Origin of the sequence: Vibrio sp. McD22-P3 (assembly GCF_021568915.1) — a bacterium.
In the GTDB taxonomy this organism is placed as follows: Bacteria; Pseudomonadota; Gammaproteobacteria; order Enterobacterales; family Vibrionaceae; genus Vibrio; species Vibrio mediterranei.
In genome coordinates, this window is record NZ_JAKGTN010000004.1 from 115,668 (window position 1) to 134,780 (window position 19,113).

At 43.9% G+C, this 19,113-nt stretch carries 15 protein-coding genes and 1 pseudogene; 3 read left to right on the forward strand and 13 right to left on the reverse strand.

Annotation, left to right across the window (positions count from 1 at the left end; genetic code table 11):
* Positions 1–2: 2 nt before the first annotated feature.
* From L2W36_RS06190 to L2W36_RS06205, 4 genes are read right to left on the reverse strand one after another with little or no spacing between them, the layout of a single operon-like run.
* Positions 3–713: an ABC transporter ATP-binding protein gene (locus L2W36_RS06190; RefSeq protein ID WP_236109589.1), complete on the reverse strand. Its 711-nt coding sequence runs from the start codon at positions 711–713 to the stop codon at positions 3–5.
* A gap of 21 nt (positions 714–734) precedes the next feature.
* Positions 735–1,970, reverse strand: coding sequence for an ABC transporter permease (locus L2W36_RS06195; RefSeq protein ID WP_236109590.1), 1,236 nt, complete (start codon positions 1,968–1,970; stop codon positions 735–737).
* Positions 1,960–3,189, reverse strand: a complete 1,230-nt coding sequence (locus L2W36_RS06200) for an ABC transporter permease (RefSeq protein WP_236109591.1) — start codon at positions 3,187–3,189, stop codon at positions 1,960–1,962. The genes L2W36_RS06195 and L2W36_RS06200 overlap by 11 nt, the downstream gene beginning before the upstream one ends.
* A gap of 33 nt (positions 3,190–3,222) precedes the next feature.
* Positions 3,223–3,975, reverse strand: a complete 753-nt coding sequence (locus tag L2W36_RS06205) for an outer membrane lipoprotein-sorting protein (protein WP_236109592.1) — start codon at positions 3,973–3,975, stop codon at positions 3,223–3,225.
* Between the two features lie 275 nt (positions 3,976–4,250).
* Here L2W36_RS06205 and glgC point away from each other — a divergent pair, with 275 nt between their 5' ends.
* A complete protein-coding gene (glgC, locus tag L2W36_RS06210) occupies positions 4,251–5,495 on the forward strand; it encodes a glucose-1-phosphate adenylyltransferase (RefSeq protein ID WP_329605662.1) in 1,245 nt (414 codons plus the stop codon).
* 68 nt (positions 5,496–5,563) lie between these two features.
* Here the strand turns inward: glgC and L2W36_RS06215 are convergent.
* Positions 5,564–7,879 (reverse strand): annotated as a pseudogene (locus tag L2W36_RS06215) (chitinase C-terminal domain-containing protein); the annotation flags it as partial.
* Between the two features lie 553 nt (positions 7,880–8,432).
* Here L2W36_RS06215 and L2W36_RS06220 point away from each other — a divergent pair.
* Positions 8,433–9,038, forward strand: a complete 606-nt coding sequence (locus tag L2W36_RS06220; protein ID WP_124941922.1) for a hypothetical protein — start codon at positions 8,433–8,435, stop codon at positions 9,036–9,038.
* Between the two features lie 147 nt (positions 9,039–9,185).
* Positions 9,186–10,328: an iron-containing alcohol dehydrogenase gene (locus L2W36_RS06225; RefSeq protein ID WP_236109594.1), complete on the forward strand. Its 1,143-nt coding sequence runs from the start codon at positions 9,186–9,188 to the stop codon at positions 10,326–10,328.
* A gap of 95 nt (positions 10,329–10,423) precedes the next feature.
* On the opposite strand, the gene L2W36_RS06230 is transcribed toward L2W36_RS06225, so the two are convergent.
* The 8 genes from L2W36_RS06230 to L2W36_RS06265 form a co-directional block, all read right to left on the reverse strand.
* Positions 10,424–11,428, reverse strand: a complete 1,005-nt coding sequence (locus L2W36_RS06230; protein WP_236109595.1) for a substrate-binding domain-containing protein — start codon at positions 11,426–11,428, stop codon at positions 10,424–10,426.
* Positions 11,429–11,487: 59 nt separating this feature from the next.
* Positions 11,488–12,408: a ribokinase gene (rbsK, locus tag L2W36_RS06235; protein ID WP_031494699.1), complete on the reverse strand. Its 921-nt coding sequence runs from the start codon at positions 12,406–12,408 to the stop codon at positions 11,488–11,490.
* A gap of 150 nt (positions 12,409–12,558) precedes the next feature.
* Positions 12,559–13,437, reverse strand: a complete 879-nt coding sequence (rbsB, locus tag L2W36_RS06240; RefSeq protein ID WP_006070510.1) for a ribose ABC transporter substrate-binding protein RbsB — start codon at positions 13,435–13,437, stop codon at positions 12,559–12,561.
* Between the two features lie 75 nt (positions 13,438–13,512).
* Positions 13,513–14,493, reverse strand: coding sequence for a ribose ABC transporter permease (rbsC, locus tag L2W36_RS06245; RefSeq protein WP_006070511.1), 981 nt, complete (start codon positions 14,491–14,493; stop codon positions 13,513–13,515).
* Positions 14,490–15,995: a ribose ABC transporter ATP-binding protein RbsA gene (rbsA, locus tag L2W36_RS06250; protein WP_236109596.1), complete on the reverse strand. Its 1,506-nt coding sequence runs from the start codon at positions 15,993–15,995 to the stop codon at positions 14,490–14,492. The genes rbsC and rbsA overlap by 4 nt, the downstream gene beginning before the upstream one ends.
* Before the next feature lie 33 nt (positions 15,996–16,028).
* Positions 16,029–16,448 carry a D-ribose pyranase gene (gene rbsD / locus L2W36_RS06255; RefSeq protein WP_006070513.1) on the reverse strand — a complete coding sequence of 140 codons (420 nt, stop codon included), beginning with the start codon at positions 16,446–16,448 and terminating at the stop codon, positions 16,029–16,031.
* A 229-nt stretch (positions 16,449–16,677) separates the two neighbouring features.
* Entirely contained in the window at positions 16,678–18,303 is a 1,626-nt protein-coding gene (locus tag L2W36_RS06260) for a sensor domain-containing protein (protein ID WP_124941918.1), read from the reverse strand.
* Positions 18,304–18,480: 177 nt separating this feature from the next.
* Entirely contained in the window at positions 18,481–19,065 is a 585-nt protein-coding gene (locus L2W36_RS06265) for a sugar O-acetyltransferase (RefSeq protein WP_236109597.1), read from the reverse strand.
* Between the last annotated feature and the right edge of the window lie 48 nt (positions 19,066–19,113).

Sequence of the window (19,113 nt, forward strand, 5' to 3'; positions counted from 1 at the left end):
AACTAGTGTTCGAGCTCCGTGGTAAGCTCAGTTTGCAGTTTGTCGGACGCCAGTTTACCATCTTCAAACACAATGACGCGCTTTGCCCTTTTTATCACTCGAGGATCATGGGTGGAAAATATAAATGTCGTTCCTTCCACTTCGTTCAGATGTTGCATAATATCTAAAAGTTCTGCGGTACTTTTGGCGTCTAGGTTTGCTGTCGGTTCGTCCGCCATCACAAATCGTGGTCTTGGCGCTAGAGCTCGTGCGACGGCTACACGTTGCTGTTGTCCCCCAGACATTTTTGGTGGCCGTTTATCTTTCTGATTTTCAAGCCCCACTTGGGCCAATAACTCACTCGCACGCTGCTGACACTGCTTCTCTGCTACGCCTTGTAGTTGCATGACAAACTCGACGTTCTCTTGAGCAGTAAGGACAGGTAACAAACTATAGTCCTGGAAGATAAACCCGATGTTGTCACGGCGAAATGCAATGAGTTGTTTCTCAGATAGCTGACAAATGTTACTTCCCTCAATCCATACTTCTCCAGACGTAGGGGTATCAATGCCCCCTAACATATTGAGGATAGTTGTTTTTCCTGACCCCGACGGTCCCATAATGGCGACAAACTCTCCCTGCTCAATCGTCAAAGATAAGTCTTGAACCGCATGTACCGGAAATTCACTTTTTGGGTTATAGATTTTATTAAGCTGCTTTATCTCTATGGTCATCTCAATTCACTTACCTTTTGATTATTTCTTATCAGACATGGCTTCAACCGGCTTCTGTTTAAGGATTTGTCGTGCAGGATAGAGCGCAGCCACTATAGAGGCGATAAACACGGTGACAAATACCATCAGGTATTGTTCATTGGAGACCGTTGGGAACAGTAACGTATCTACGCCATAAGCGCCTAACCCTTGCGCCATAGAGCCAAGTGACAACCCCGTGTGACCTAAAATAGCAATAAGTGCTTTGCTAAATACAATACCTAAAACGGCACCTAAGCTACCTAGTAACACAGTTTCTAGCATCACCAGCATAAAAATCTTGTGCTTTTGCATTCCCACGGCCATTAAAACGCCAAATTCTTGAGTACGTTCAAAAACCGACATCAACATGATATTGACGATACCAAACGCCATCGCCACGACAAAAACCGTCAACATCACTTGATTACTGATTTTCATCGTATTAATCATGGTTGCCAATAACGGTTGCAATTGATACCAACCTTGTACCACGTTACCACTTGGAATGAGCGATTGCAGGTCTGAGACAACATGTCGTACTTGCTCTTCACTGTCAGCGTTAGCCTTTGCGGTTACTTGGACGGCATACTCATGAACTCCATTAAGTTGTGCCAGAGATTGGATGTCGGACTTTCGGACTAAGACGTGACCATCATCGTAAGCTGATGATGGCGTTTTAAAGATACCGCGAACTCGGAATGCCGCTCCCGTCACCTCTCCTTCAGGGTCGGTAAACGTAATCACCACTTTAGAGCCCACGCGAAGCTTTAGACGCTGCGCATTTTTGGCCGACACTAATATCGGGTTACGACCTTTTTCATCAAGCCACTCCCCATCAACGAGACGTTCTGCAATTGGTGTAAAGTCACGTTCATTGGTCGAATCTATGCCCAATACCGTTACGCCACGGGTGCTGCGAGCTGATGCCATCATGCCATCCACAACGAACCTAGATACCCACTGATTGATATTCGGGTCTGCCTCAAGTGCAGCTTCAATTTGCTTATCACCAATTACGGTGTCTTTAATATCGGGATTCTCATCGAACCTTTGATTATGGATCTGTAAATGACTGGTTTGCCACGCAATAGCATTATGGACCATGTTGTCAGTCATACCATTCATGAATCCCATCATTGCAACCACCCCCACCAGACCGAATACCATAGCGCCCGCCATGATCCCGGTGCGAATTTTGTTGCGCCATAGATTACGCCACGCCAATTTAATGAGCATGTGATCCCCCTTTTAGCGCAGAAACCAGATTGAGACGATAGAGACGCCAACTTGGGTAAACTAGACACAATAATAAGATGAACGTGACAGCCACGGCTTGGGTCATAAATAACGAAGGATCGAGGTGAACCGGAAGAATCGGCTCGAAGCCGGCTTCAAGCATCATTTGAGCAGCATCACCTGTTATCTCGATAGGATTTATGGAGAAATAACCTAGAACTGGCATGGTCAATAGCGTACCGATAACAATACCTAAAAGACAAATGAACGCCGATTCAATGAATAACAATCCCAGTAGTTGACGTCGTACCATACCCGTTGCAAGCATGACGCCAAACTCTCGCTGCCGTTCCAATGTCATCATCATGACAGTCGCAAACAAACCAAAACCAACAATGCCATATAAGATGTAAATTAAGAAAATTCCGCCTGCACGATCCAAGGCAATTTGTTGCGCCATTTCAGGGGATAAGTCTTGCCAATCCCTAACTTTCAATTGATCCTTATAGTGATCTTTAAGCTTTGTTTCGACGGTTGCAACGTCATCAAGGGAGTCGGTGTGCAATACCCAAGAAGTGACTTGATTATCAGTACTGTATAGCTCTTGAGAAAGCTTGATCGGCATATAAACCATTTGGTTATCCAGTGCTTTCACTGGGAAATGAAGTAATCCATTTACAGTGTAAAGCCCCGCAGCAGTGTGTCCTCTGTAACCTTGTCCGTAGAGTATTATTTCATCACCTACGTTCAGTTTTAAGTACGAGGCTAGTCCTTCGCCCAATAAAACACCGTTACTGTCAGAATCGATAAAATTCCCAGAACTGACTTTACTACTGATATGTGAATAACGATCTTCTGCTTCTGGATCCACACCCAAAACCAACACACCTTTAGAGCGGTCATCAGCCGCAGCCAATGCAACAGACTCAAGTCTCGGCAAAATATAGCTAACACTGTTCATGTTCTTTAGATAAGGAAACTGTTCCAGGTCACCCGATATCACATCATCGATACTGTTGCTTTCAGCATATTCTGGGTGCTGTAATTGAATGAGCCCGGTATAAAAGCGTGCCGCGTTATCTATGTTGGCGTTGTAGCTTCCTTCTTGAAAGCTACGAGTTAGCAGAGACAAAAAAAGGGCTAATGCCAGTGCCGATGCAGTTAGCAAGGTTCGGCGTTTTTGTCGCCACAGATTTCGCCAAGCCAGTTTTAATAACATGATGAACGCTCACTCCTTGTTTTCATGTAGGCGCTAGTCGCGTAACGCTTTCATTTGGCTTTGAGAGAAGAAGCTGTCTTCAATAGCAAAATTAAACTGTGCTTGATGAGTGATCATTTCTGTCTTCTGTCCGGGTTTATCAGCTGGAATCATCTCCATACGTGTTGCCACTTTACGTCCACCTAATTCCTTGATGTCAAAGGTTTGCATTGTATTTACCTTCTCATCAAACTCATCATAGAACTCCGCTTTACGTTGTAAGAAGGTCTCTTTTGAAATCCACAGTCTTACCTTACTCCAGACTACTGGCGCATCCGGCTTAGCATACGCGTCAATGACCCAAGTTTGCTCACCATCGAAACTCTCTCCTTTCACTAACTCATGTGTGTAATCAACCACAATGGAAGACTGGTTTATGAGGTCATCATTGGTAAAATCCGATCCCATCCATGATTGTCCCAACATAGATGGCGCAATCTTTACCACCCTTTCAATATTCGGTAACCAGTTCCACATTTCCCGTTGACGTTTTAGCGAGGCAGAACCTTTATCTTTTGCAGGTGCCGTAACCAAGACAAGGGAAAGGTCTTGCCCTTTGGTCCAACTCTTCATACTCATTGTTCTCGTCCAATCAGGCCTGATAATGCGCATGGTGAGTTCGGTATAGCTTGAATCGCCTCGCATAGATTGGTCAGATTTGACGACGATATCCGATGGGCTTAATGCCAGGCTCGGTAAGGAAAACAGTAATAGTAAGGCAGCAATAGCGCGCAATATAAATCTCATTGGGAATACCTGTTCTTATCAGTTTGGAAGACTATATCAATTCTATAAATATATATTTGTGATGCATGACATTTCCATAACTATCGAAGTTAAAATTCTGCAAGTTGCACCATATTGAGTCAATGCGATATCACTGTTGCTATTCGGGTGCAATTTTCGAATAGACATCACTAAAATGGTGCAAAGCCCAACTTAAGAAACTCCATAGCGTCGAATAATCAGTAAGTTACGATATGGCTTAGATCTTGTAAGGATTAATAGACCCCCAATAAAAATTGCACACATTCAGGGAGAAGACGATGCAAGATGTTCTTACGATTGTTCTCGCAGGAGGCATGGGTTCACGGTTAAGCCCTCTAACCGATAACCGCGCTAAACCTGCCGTACCCTTCGGTGGCAAATACCGAATTATAGACTTTACGCTAACCAACTGTTTGCATTCTGGATTACGACAAATTCTAGTTCTCACTCAATACAAGTCTCACTCCTTGCATAAACATATCCGAGACGGTTGGTCGATCTTCAATCCCGAACTAAAAGAATTTATTACCGTCGTACCACCGCAAATGAGAAAAGGCGGCAAATGGTATGAAGGCACTGCCGATGCTATTTATCACAACATGTGGCTCCTCTCACGAAGTGACGCTAAGCACGTAGTTGTGTTGTCAGGCGACCATATCTATCGTATGGATTACGCTGCTATGGTTGAAGAGCACAAACAAACTGGCGCTAAACTTACGGTTGCTTGTATGGACGTACCTCGAGATGAAGCCAGTGCGTTTGGAGTAATGGCGACCAATGCTGAGTTGCAAGTAACAGCATTTGCTGAAAAGCCAGCAGATCCAGCGGCCATGCCGACAGACCCTCGTCGTTCCCTTGTCTCTATGGGCATCTATGTATTTGATATGGAAACACTTCAGCAAGCTCTAGAAGATGACGCTGAACTCGATAGTTCAAGTCACGATTTCGGAAAGGATATCATTCCTAAGTTGATAGACTCACAAGGTGTTTATGCTTACAACTTCGGCCAAGATAAAGGCCGCGTGGCACGAGATTGCTACTGGCGAGATGTCGGCACTATTGATTCGTTCTATGAGGCGAATATGGACTTACTAGAGCCTGTTCCACCAATGAATTTATATCAAGAAAACTGGGGAATACGAACATATGAACCTCAGTTGCCTCCAGCACGCACTGTCCCTTCTGCGACTGGGAACGAAGGCATATTTATTAACTCGATTATCGCCAACGGTGTGGTCAATTCTGGTGGTTCAGTCCACCACTCCATTCTGTCATCCAACGTAAGAATCAATGATGGTGCGACAATTGCTGACAGTATTTTGTTTGGAGAGGTTACCGTCGGTGAAAACTGTCAATTAGCAAACTGTATTGTCGACAAGCACGTTGTCATTCCTGCCGGTACAGTGATTGGCCTAAACCCATCACAAGACGCGGAGCGTTTTCATATCTCAGAGAAAGGTATTGTTGTTGTACCGGAAGGCTATGTATTTGTAGACTAAAACTCTATGACATAAATTACAAAAGCCGCCAATATAACTTGGCGGCTTTGTTGTTTAGTTGCTATCTATTAGATAACGCAGACTTGTTCCCAACTACCGTCACTTCCTGGCACCGAGTTCGTCCACCATTTCGCTTTGTAAACCACTCCGTTGTGACTAATTTTATCACCACCACTCGCGTGGCTAGGGTCACCTTTCCAGTCCGTTTGAGGGAAATTTGGATAAGCATTTACTCCGGTGGTATTACACGTTCCAGAGTTACCACCTCCATCGCCACCGCCATTATTCCCACCACCAGCGTTCAAGTCAGCAAGAGGAAGATCAGGCTGTTCGAACTTAAATGCATAGTCGACACCATTAACATTGACTGCATAATTAGCAGGACCTGAGATAGGTAGGTAGTACACCATATCCAGTTCATAGCTCGCCCCAGCAGCTAAACTCTTCCAGCTTGGTAGCGTAAAGGCGACGCGATGCATTGGTCCGTCTAGACCACCGATATTATTCGCTCTAGTATGACCAGAAGCGATAACTTTTAGTCCACCGCCAGACTGGTCTTTAGCGTTGTCCGGTGCCGATACTGGAATATCAAATTGAAACTCAGTGCCACCTGGAATGTCGGTGCCTGTATTGTTGGTGAAAGTGATTTTAGGATTGATTGGGTAATTTTGGTCACCTACTTTGAAACCATCGATAGAAACAGCAATATCAACAGCCTCAGTTGGTATCGCCCCCGTAGCAACTTTATTGCCATACGGGCTAGCACTCAAGAATTTGTCGTACATGGCTTTGGTCATGCTATTACCCATATGATATTCACCATTACCAGTTGCACATGCTTGTTCCGTAAGATCAACCGCTCCACGATTACCATTAGCGTCTAGTACATAACAGTTGTAGTCACCCGCAAGTTCCCAAAACATGATGCCACCAATTTCTTTATCAATAACGTATTGCGCTTTTACATCAATAGATTCTACATCTTCAGTAGAAAGGAAAACGTTCTTTTCTGCATTCCACAACCAAGGTGCGACGGCAACGCTGTCATAGTTACGAGTGTAGGTTCCTACAAACTTATCGCTTGGGTCGTTTACAGGATCTAAACCATAGGCTTGTGCATAGGAGCCCCAGATACCCTTTTCTAAGTTCTTCGCATGCCACATAGGGTTAGAACCTGCGCCCATTTCATTGCCGTTAACGTCCTTATCATGCCACATATTGTCGATACCTAAAGCACCGTATCCACAGTTGTTTTTCTCTCCTTCTCCCGTTCCCGCTGGGCATTCAGATTGATTCGGAAGTGGTGCACGTCCCCATAGGCCGTTGTTGCCACCAGAAACGTTTTGCCATCCTCGGGTATAGTAAGGAACACCAATATTGATTCGACCAGCAGGCATGGAACCACGGAAATAGTGATAAGCCCAATCAGTGTTTAAGTACCCGATACCACCATAAGCTGCTGTTCCATAGACATTCCATTGTGCCAGTTCAGAGTCTTCACCTGTGTCATAAAGGGCTGCGTTATGACCTACATGGTCATTCCAGGCTCCGTGGAGGTCGTAGGACATAATATTCACATAATCAAGATATTGGGTCACTGACATGGTTTCCATACCACGCAGTAAGTAGCCTGAGGAAGGTGCCGCAATCGTCAACATATAATGCACACCATCTTGAGCACTGACCGCGTCCAGTTTCTCACGCAGTACTTTCATCAACACTTCATAAGACTTCCAAAGATGCGCTCTTCGGCTTTCTGCAAACGCTTTGTCATCTGGGTTACCCGCGCCTGCCATTGAGGTAGGATATTCATAGTCAATATCCAAACCATCAAACTGATACGTTCTCATCATTTCAACGGCTGAAGTAGCAAAGGTTTCAATTCCTTGATGATTAATCGAGCCATCAGCATTAGTAGTCATAGTATAGAAACCACCGTCAGCAACTCGTGTACCGTCGGTAGCGAAATGACCACCGGTCTCAGCCCAACCTCCTATAGAGATCAGGGTTTTTACACCGTGTTTCTTTTTCGCTGTCGCTAACGCCCCAAAATGGCCTTTAAAGCCAAGCGCAGGATCAACTTCCACACCAGGCCATTCCTGACCTACAGCTACATTATTCGGATCATTAACGTCACCAATATTAACTTTGCCATCTGAGCCTATACTGACGAACGCGTAGTTGATATGAGTTAATTGGTCCCAAGGAATATCTTTAACTAAGTAGGCAGCCTGAGGATCACTCCCTGAACGCCAACTCGTAAAGTAACCAATTACTCGACGTGGGTGGTCTGCCCCCATCAACTCTCTCCCCTCTGCATCATAAATAGTGCAATAAGGTACCGTTATGCCTGGTGTCTGATATAAGCCATCTGGACGACAGTCAGTTTGTGATGTGCTCGCTTGGGCATTATTACCATATAGTGAAGCAGCACAAACCAGTGCTAATAAGCTTAGAGAACCTACCTTCAATGTAGGTGTGAGCTTTCTAGTATGTTCCATTACGAATCCTTTCTTAACTAGTAGAAAATTTCACAATGATGCAATGAATCATAAGGACTACGACTTTTTTGTGAATTTACAATTCAATTACATCTCAGAAACACACTTTAGATACGACAAAAATAAAGTGTAGCTTTTGAGCCGTTATTGAGAATTCTATTGATGGTTTTTAAGAAATGTCTCGCAATTAATTGCTGTTGCACTGAAATGACGGGGCACTTATTTTGCGTCAAGAATACAGATTAATAATGATTCGATAGGTTAAATAACAGAGTTTTATATTTCTTCCCAATACCACCGAAGTTAATTAAATAATGAATCGATCTTGCGTCAGTTTAATATGTTAAATACTTCGCTAACATACTAATTAAACGGAGAAAAATTAGCAGATCCATCCTATACTGGCTCAATAACTATCAATGACAAGGAATTGATCATGAAAGTACGTTCGTTATTAGCTGTCGCCATTTCTTCTGTCTTACTATTGGGCTGTGGCGCCAATACTACACAAGGGGCTGCAGAAGGCGCGGCAGTTGGTGCGGTCTCTGCTGGTATGTTGGGGGCACTTACCGATCTAATCGTTGATGGCGAAGTAGACACCTACCGATTGAGTCGAAATGTTACGGCAGGGGCTCTAGCTGGCGGTACTGCCGGAGCCGTAGATGGATATGCCAAAGACCAACAACAAGAAGCACAACAGCAGAAAGCACCTGCACCCGCTAAGCCCTCGTTAGATTTTGGTCCCGATATCGATGCTTCGGTGAACGCATTAATTTCCTGTCAACACGATAATGCATACCGCTCAGCACTTGCTGCCGAGAATGCATCTCAAGAATCTTATAAGGAAGCAGGAGTCGCTATGCAGGCTCTGATCGACTTTGACCGTGATAATACTGAAGGCGTTGATCGAGCGGTGAGCAAATTCGTTAAGATGAGTTCATCCATCAACGATCCAGCCGTCGCACAAACCCAATTAGAAGCATTCCATAAAGAACTACAGCAAGAACGAGAGATTGCTGGCCTATCCCCTAATTGCTCTTAACTGCGCATTAATTCGCCCATCATTACAGATAGATCAGGTTTAACACTTGAAGCCTGATCTATTTGCCCCAAACATAAGTAGCATAAATGCAATGCGCCCTCTTCATAATTAAGGTGCATTTACTACATTGGAATGTGAGGCAATACTATGAAATTTAGCTACGTAAACCCTACAGTGATTCATTTCGGCCAAGGCCAAATTGCACAGATCTCTTCTAGCATACCAACGACCTCCAAAGTACTCGTTATCTATGGCGGCGGCTCCATTAAAAGCAACGGAGTCTACGATCAAGTCGTTGAAGCTTTGCAAAATCACACATGGTTAGAGTTCTCAGGCGTAGAAGCCAATCCTACTAAAGAAACCTTAGATAAGGCTATCGAACTGGTTAAATCTGAAGGCGTTAATTATTTGCTCGCAGTGGGTGGTGGTTCTGTTATTGATGGAACTAAGTACATCGCCGCAGCGTCATTACACGATGGCGACAGCTGGGACTTAATTACAGGCCAATATAAGCCCGAAACTGCTGTACCTATCGGAGTAATACTGACGTTACCAGCAACAGGTTCCGAGTCAAACATGGGCGCGGTTGTCACCAAGAAGTCGACTCATGAAAAGCTGGGCTTCATGACACCACTAGTTCGACCTCAGTTCGCAGTACTCGACCCGGATGCAATGAAGACATTGCCAGAGCGTCAACTGATTAATGGGCTTGTTGATGCATGGGTTCACGTTTGCGAGCAATACATCACTACTCAGACAGGCAACATGGTACAGGAAGGGTATGCTGAAGTGCTGCTACGTAACCTGCTCCAGCTCGGAGCTAAGTTTGAGCAACGCGATGATGCGTGGCGTGAAAACTTAATGTGGACAGCTAACCAAGCACTTAACGGCTTAATTGGTACAGGGATGCCTCAAGACTGGGCTACTCATATGATCGGCCACGAACTGACCGCTCTTTGGAATGTTGATCACGCTCGCTCGCTGGCGATTATTCAACCGTCACTGCTACGCAGTCAGATGACTTTCAAGCGTGGGAAAATTGAGCAGATGGGACGCAACGTCTTCCAATTAGAAGATAGCGATGATCTAGCGGAACGCACCATCAGTGCTATTGAAGCTTTCTATTCGAGCCTAAATGTTGATGCTCAATTATCCGAAGTAAGCGGTGACAAGTCTGATGCAGTAGAAGCAGTCTTAGCGAAGCTTGAGCAAAATGGCTATGTTAAGTTAGGTGAAAATCAAGCAATTACCCTAGACGTCAGCCGAGAAATTCTCACTAACGCGCTGTAAATTCTCAGTAGAATGCCGTAATTAAAACACATACCAATAACATCAAAAAAGCACCTGCCAAATGCGAGGTGCTTTTTTATTTTGCCGTGAACAGCCTACAATAATGACTTTACACTGTTTCTCACCACTAGGGTTGGCTCTAACTGTACTACGTCAGGAACCTCTGTCGTTTTATCTATTTTGGCTAACAAAGTTTCAACTGCAGCCTTACCCAACCGATATTTAGGCTGATGAATTGTTGTTAAAGCAGGTGTCATGTATTTTGCTATGTGAATATCATCATAGCCGATTATAGACAGCTCTTCGGGCACCTTTACGCCTTTGTCATGAGCGATATTTATGGCGCCCATCGCCATCATGTCATTGCATACAAATATCGAACTCGGTAATGCACCACGAGACATTAATATCTCTAGAGACTTAGCTCCACCATCACATTCAAAATCTGACTCAATAATCCAGTCGGGATTTAGTGGCAGCGAATGTTCTTTTAGAGCTTTTTTGTAGCCCTCGTAACGCATCAAAGCCTGATGGCGATTCAATGGTCCAGTGATACAACCAATTTCCCTATGCCCACATTCGATCAAGTGCTTAGTCGCTAGATAACCTCCTAGATAAGAGTTATCTTGAATTTTGTCACTTTCAAAATGGATAGGCCCCCAGTCCATTACTACCACCGGTATAGTTGGGTACTGGTCGAAAATATCTAGTTTCTCACCTTCTAGTGTCGAACACATAAGAATCAGCCCATCAACACGCTTTTGCAGAAGCGTATCGATGGATGCTCTCATGCGCTCACTATCCCCTTCTGTATTGCACAGAATAAGGTTGTAGTTTTGATGATAACAGCTACGTTCTACCCCTTTCACCACCTCGCCAAAAAACGGGTTGGTTGAGGTTGTCACTAACATTCCAATTGTTCGTGTACGGTTCATTTTTAAGCTACGAGCTAGTGCTGAGGGGGCATAGTTCAGCTCTTTCGCTGCGCTATTCACACGCTCCGAAATCTCTTCACTCACAAACCGTGTTTTATTGATGACATGACTCACTGTCGATGTGGATACGCCAGCTAGTCTTGCTATGTCCTTCATCGTTGCCATTGGGCAATGCTCTCCGCTACTGCTTATGCATTGTAGTCGCCTAATATCAGCGCCTTATTTTAAGCTTTTTGCTCTAAAAACTCTTTTACTTCATCTAGCGAAGGAATGGAAGTCTGAGCACCAAATCGAGTCACCGAAATAGCGGCAGCAGCATGAGCAAAAACGATCGCCTCTTCAATCGATTTTCCTTCAATTAAACCAGTAACCAACGCGCCATTAAATGTATCACCCGCAGCCGTGGTGTCCGTTGCATCTACTTTAAAACCAGGGATACGCACTCCACGACCATTTTGACTTAACCATACACCTTTTGAACCCAGCGTAATCATGACAATTTCAATGCCTTTACGGTGAAGTTCATTCGCTGCTTCTTGTGCTGACTCATCGTCAGTGACTGTAATACCAGTAAGTACTTCCGCTTCTGTTTCGTTTGGCGTGATCACATCAACACACTCAAGCAGAGAGTCTGGTAACGCCATTGCAGGTGCGGGATTTAGGACTACGTTAGTTTTCGATTGTTTTGCCAGTTTTGCCGCATACTCTATACCTTCAATAGGAGTCTCAAGCTGTGTCAGCAAATATTTTGCGTTTTCAATCATCGTCCTATGTGGTTCAACGCGAGCAGTAGTTAACTTTGCGTTCGCTTCTGCAGAAATACAAATACTATTCTCACCGCTTTCTGCTACTTGTATCATCGCGATACCTGTTGGGGTTCCTGGCTCCAATTGCACACCCGCGATATTGATACCGTCAGCTTTGAATGCTTCGCGAATGTTAATGCCAAACGCATCATCGCCTACACAGGCAATAAAGCCAGTATCTCCACCAAGGCGCGCCGCGGCTACAGCTTGGTTTGCACCTTTACCACCTGGAATCACTTGGTAATTCATACCGTGCAAGGTTTCACCCGGTCTAGGGAAAGAAGGAACTTGCAGCACATGATCTGCATTCACACTACCCAATACGATGAGTTTATTCATACATTGTTCCTTTTTACTCAAATAAATTAACTTGGGGTTGCCTTGATATGACAGGCCGAAATTAACTTGGACGAGACAGGCTTGCTTCATTCAAAGCTCTCCTTTTGTTAAAGGAGAGCTTTACTATCCTCAAAAGAGGGAGTCTGGTGATTATTCAGTCACTACTTTAAGTGGTACAGGAATGTACTCTTCGACTTTTTCGCCTTTCAGTACTTTATCTGCTGTTTCAACACCTAATGCACCGATCATGTCAGGTTGCTGAGCGATAGTTGCAGCCAGTTTGCCACGTTTAACCGCTGCCATACCGTCTTCTGTGCCATCAAAACCAACAATCATCACGTCTTTACCAGCTGCTTCAACCGCACGAAGTGCGCCCAGTGCCATTTCATCGTTCTGCGCGAATACCGCTTGAACATCAGGGTTAGCTGCTAGAAGGTTTTCCATTACATTCAGACCTTTAGTACGGTCAAAGTCTGCTGGTTGGCTAGCAAGGAGCTCCATTTGAGAACCTTTTACAGCGTTCATGAAGCCTTCACCACGTTCGCGAGCTGCCGACGTGCCAGCAATACCTTCAAGTTGGATAACTTTCGCTTTCTCACCTACTTTTTCCATAATGTAGTGACCAGCCATTTCACCACCGACTACGTTATCAGACGCGATATGACTAACTACGTCACCACGGCTTGCACCACGGTCAAGAGTGAGTACTGGGATATTAGAACGGTTAGCCATGCGAATTGCGTTAGATACTGCGTCAGAGTCTGTTGGGTTGATCAGAATCGCTTTGACGCCACGAACGGTTAAATCTTCGATGTTTGACAGCTCTTTGCTTGGGTCATTCTGAGAGTCCAAAACGATCAGGTTATAACCCAAATCTTTTGCTTTTGCCTCTGCGCCTTCTTTCATGGTTACAAAGAATGGGTTGTTAAGAGTAGATACAACAATTGCCATCGTGTCTTGTGCAGATGCCGTTGCAGACATCGAAGCAGAAAGTACAGCAGCAGAGATAAGAGTTGCTAGTTTTTTCATCGTTTTAGTCCTTTGTGTAGGGGGTGGCTCAACTTAATGTCGAGCCAGTTATTGTTAAATTGTGTTTACGAGTTATTACTTGTTTTTGTTATCTACCAGTACTGCCAGCAGAATTACCACTGCTTTAGCAATCATTTGGTAGTAAGAGGAAACATCTAATAAGTTCAGAGCATTGTTTAGGAAGCCAATAATAAGAGCACCGATTAAGGTTCCCATGATTCGACCTTTACCGCCCATCAAGCTAGTGCCACCAAGAACAACGGCAGCGATAGCATCTAACTCATAGCCCATACCTGCCGTAGGTTGTGCTGATGATAAACGGGAAGTCACTATGATGCCTGCTAGTGCTGCTAACAAACCACAGATGGCGTACACACCGATTTTTACTTTGTCGACGTTAATACCAGACAAACGTGTCGCTGATTCATTGCCACCTAGTGCGTAAACATAACGACCAAATCGTGTATGGTTAAGTAGGTACCATGCTGCAGCAAATACAATCACCATAATCCAGACCGGTACCGGAATGCCCATAGCGTAGCCTGTACCAAACCAAGCGAACGCATCAGCGGTATCAGTGAAGCCAGTTGAAATAGGACGACCATCGGTATAAACCATAGTGACACCGCGCAACAAGGTCATCGTTACTAATGTTGCTATAAAGGCTTGCACTTTACCTTTCGCGATTATGATGCCACTGATCGCACCCAACGCAGCACCAGCAAGTAAAGCAGTAGGAACGGCGATTAATACCGGCACTTCCATGGCAATCAAACTTGCTGCAAACGCACCGCAAAGTGCTAATACCGAGCCAACACTCAAGTCAATACCCGCCGTCAAAATGACCAAGGTCATACCAACCGCGATAATAGCGTTAACAGAGGTTTGACGTAGAATATTCAGAATATTGTCTACGGTGAAAAAGTTAGGGTTAAGGAATGACACCACGACAATCAAGAAGATCAAAGCGATCAGCGACTTCTGCTCGATTAACCACTCTTTGTTAAAAAGAGGCTTCTTTTTTTCCGTGTCAACGCTCATTGTTTTGTTGCTCATGCTGCTTCCTCACTTACATTTTTGCCGACAGCGCATGCTAATAGTTTTTCTTGGTCTGCTTCGTGTGCCATAAACTCTCCGCTTATATGCCCTTCATGCATAACCAAAATGCGATCGCTCATACCCAATACTTCAGGCATTTCTGATGATACGAGAATGATGCTCATACCATCTGCTTTAAATTTGTTGATAAGCTGATAGATTTCTTTTTTCGCACCAACATCAACGCCACGGGTGGGCTCGTCCAGAATCAGAACTTTTGGTTTGGTCATCAGCCCTTTGGCAATAGCTACCTTCTGCTGGTTACCACCCGATAAGTTACCGATGATCTGATCACGAGACGGTGTTTTGATGTTAAAGAGCTTAATGAAGTCCTCTACTGCAATCACTTCCTCACCATGTTGAATCTGGGCACCTTTAGACAACTGTTCTAGGGCACAAAGCGACATGTTCTCTTTAACGGATAAACCGAGTACCAAACCGTCACCTTTACGGTCTTCGGAGATATAAGCGATACCATTTGCCAAGCCATCCTGAGGGCTACTTGGATTAATGGTTTTGCCATTCAGTATCACAGAGCCAGACTCACGCTTGCGAGCACCATAAATAATCTTCATAAGCTCGGTGCGCCCTGCCCCCATAAGCCCAGAGATTCCAAGAATTTCTCCTTGGTCTAAGGTAAAGCTGACATCATTCACGCCTGGGCCTGACAGGTCTTTCACTTCTAGGCTCGTTTTGCCGTGAACCGCATCAATGCGAGGATATTGTTCATCTAACTTACGACCAACCATCATTTCAATAAGTAGGTCTTCATCGGTTTCCGCTACAGTGCGTTGACCGATGAACTTACCATCACGCAATACCGTGATGTCGTCACAAATCTCAAAGATTTCTTTCAAACGGTGTGAAATGTAAACTATGCCGCAACCCTGATCGCGCAGCTCATTAATGACGCTAAATAGCGACTCAGTCTCAGTGTCAGTTAATGCGTCGGTTGGTTCATCCATAATGATGACTTTTGATTCGAACGATAGTGCCTTGGCAATTTCCACCATCTGTTGTTCACCCAGACTCAACTCACCCAATGGTGTTTTGGAGCTGTGCTTTACATTCAAACGAGCCAACAAACGATCGGCTTCGGCATACATCTCATTCCACAGAATGCGACCAAACGCGTTCGTTTTTTCTCGACCTAGAAAGATGTTTTCCGCAATAGTAAGCTCGGGAATTAGATTTAACTCTTGGTGGATAATACTGATACCGGCTTGCTGAGAGTCTCTTGGACCTTGGAATGCAGCCTCAGTACCTCGATAGCGCAAATCTCCAGAATCTTTGGAATAAATACCCGTTAACACTTTCATTAATGTCGACTTACCAGCGCCATTTTCACCTAGCAAAGCCATGACTTTGCCCGGATACACATTCAAACTGGCTTTATCCAAGGCTTTGACCCCTGGGAAAGCTTTTTCAATATCGCTTAATTGTAATATTGGTTGCAGCATGTTAGTTGTCCTGTACTGTCTGTGCTTGCCGGATTAAAAGACTACGCCCGCTTGAAAAATCACGTTAGCATAAGGCGTACATTCACCTGTTCTTACTACCGCTTTTGAGTCGTGTGTTCTTACTTTGAACTCTTCATGTGAAACGTATACAACTGAAATCGCTTTACCCGTTGCTTGCTTCTCTTCTTCTATCGTCGTAATCAGTGCGTCATGGAGTTCAGGGCTTACTTGTTTAAATTCCTCTGCAATTACCACACCTTCGATTTGCGCTTCTGCAAGATAAACTTTAACCGTATCCAAGAAGGCGGGAACTCCGTGAGTTAACGCAAGATCGATGCGCTGCACGTGGTCTGCTATAGGTAACCCTGCATCACAAATAGTCACTTCATCAGTGTGACCTAATGTGGACACTAAGTAAGAAAGTTCAGAGTTAATTAGAGCACTTTTTTTCATGTCTTATACCTGCTTCATGCGGCTTTATCGAGACTGTATTCTGGATAAATGTTTTTTGATAATTTTGTCATCGAAACGTTTCGATGATGATCCTAGCGTAGTTAATCAAAAGATCGAGGGAGTGAATGGTCAAGTGTGAGCCAGATCGGACTATCGAAACGTTTCGATGAGTTTTCCGTGAATGGTTTCAAATTGTGACAATTGGAATTAAAAGAAGGAAATAAGCAGCTTAGCTACCTTGTTGCATACGAAATGAAATGTAAGGACCTGAGGCAAAATGGCAGCCAATCGTTTTTAACGACTGTAATTGCTGTTCAGTCGTAACCCCTTCCGCAATAGTCTCGATATTAAGCACGTTAGCCAACCCAACAATCGCCTTAGCCACCTGCTCTACTGACGTATCTTGCGCAATTTCTTCGGTCAGTTGAGCGCCTACTTTTAGTTTTTGAATAGGCAGCGCACGCAATTCGGAGATGGAGATATGACCCATACCAAAATCTGCGACGGTAATTTGACAGCCGAAATCGACTAATTGGTATAGCTCATCAACGCAGCGCTTTTTAGAAAGCATATCTTCAAACACTTCTAATACTAGACACTGAGGAGGTAATTTAAAGCGCTCAAGAATTTCAATAACTTCTTGAACAAACAAACCGTGACCAAAGTTCTTCGAAGACACTTTAACGGCAACCGTTTTTAGCTCACCTACGGTTGCGTATTTACAAGCCTGCTCGATAGTAAATAGATTAAGTTTGCGAACCAACTGCGATTCTTCCGCAATAGGAATAAACTCAAAGCGATCGACGTTACCAAGAACTTTATCCACCCACTCTAAGCGGCTCTTATAAGCAACCACTTCATTCTTATGAAGATCGATGACTGGCATAAAGCTCACTTCTAGCTTATGAAGTTCTATCGCTTCAGCAAGCCTTTGAGCTAGGGCTTTTTTACGTCCCCACTGGGTTCCCATCTCTTCGTTATAACTTACCCACATCGTTTGGCACTGTTTGGCACGATACATGGCAAGGTCAGCTTGCTTAAGAAGCAAACTTGTTGGAATGCGTTTACTTTCGTTCGTTGTAATACCAACCGCAGCTGAGCCGCGCTCGGATTTATTACCGATTTCGATGTAAGCTATGGCATCCAGTAGATTTTGGGCGACACGCTCTGCAACGTCTACACCAGACTTGGGCAATAACACGACGAACTCATCGCCCCCTAGACGAGCAACAACTCCACCTTCCCCCACCACATTCTTAAAACGTCTGGCGACATTTTGTAGAAAGAGATCACCATAATCATGTCCTTTACTGTCGTTAATTGATTTAAATTCATTTAAATCAATTAACAGCAACGAATATGGCTCAGTTGAGTCTTGGTGCTCTACTAAGAAATTCTGAAGATGATCGAAAAAAGATGTTCTATTCGGCAAGCGAGTGAGTGCGTCAAAATACGCTAAGTCACTTAGTTTTTCAGTTAAGTTCTTTTCGGAGGTAACATCTCGTTTGACTGCAATATAGAATTTTTGGCCTTGATACTCGAATGGACTAATGTGTGCTTTTTCAACAAACAACGTACCATTCTTCTTTCTATTTATCAGCTCACCGTACCAATCCTTGCCGGAAAGAAGTTTTGACCACATATCACGGTAGGTTTTTTCGGTTGTTTTTCCAGAGCGAAGAAAATTAGGATTTTTCCCAATCACTTCTTGCTCACAGTATCCGGTTAGATTGTAGAATTGTTTATTAGCATATTTGATATGTGCGTTGACGTCAGTAATTAGGACAGCAGCAGAGGCACTTTCCAACGCTTTTTCCATCAAACCTAATGACAATTCAAAATCCGAATACTGCAACGCCAAATCCACTACAAATAGAAACTTATAGAACTAACGCCGTTATGATAAATTTTTATGGAATGGACATCAAACAAAACGTCAAAAAATCGTTATCCAATCAACAATTTTTTGACGCAAAGTTAAATTACTGTTTTTGCGTTATTTTATTCTTGCGTTAAGACGTAAATTAGGCATTTATTGACTGAATCGTTGGCTATTATCGATTTCTTTAATAACCTTACAAGGATTACCTACCGCCAAACTATTAGCCGGAATGTCCTTTGTTACCACGCTTCCTGCACCAATAACAGCATTGTCACCAATAGTAACGCCTGGGCAAACAATAACACCGCCACCTAACCAAACATTGTGCCCAATTTTAATTGGTAGGCCAAACTCCACTTCATCCTCAACTCGACCTTTAACATCCAATGGATGGCCTGCGGTATATATTTGTACATTAGGTGCAAAAAGAACATTGTCACCTATCTCGACCACGTTGACATCTAAGATGACGCAATTGAAGTTAGCGTAAAAGTTTTTTCCAACATGAATATTTTCACCATAATCGCAGCGAAATGGTGGCTCCAAATATAGATTGCCAGAGCGATTAGGAATTAACGCCTCTTGTGCTTGTTTCCAATCCTCTGTATTGGGAATACTATCATTGAGTTTTTTTAGGATTTTTCGGCAGTTTACACGCGCTTGAAGCAGCTCTTCATCCCAAGCTTGATAAGCTTCACCCGCTAACATCTTTTCACGTTCAGTTTTTGTTGTCATTGCTAGAACCAGTAGAGTAATTAACTAAAATATATTGCTCTAATTGAA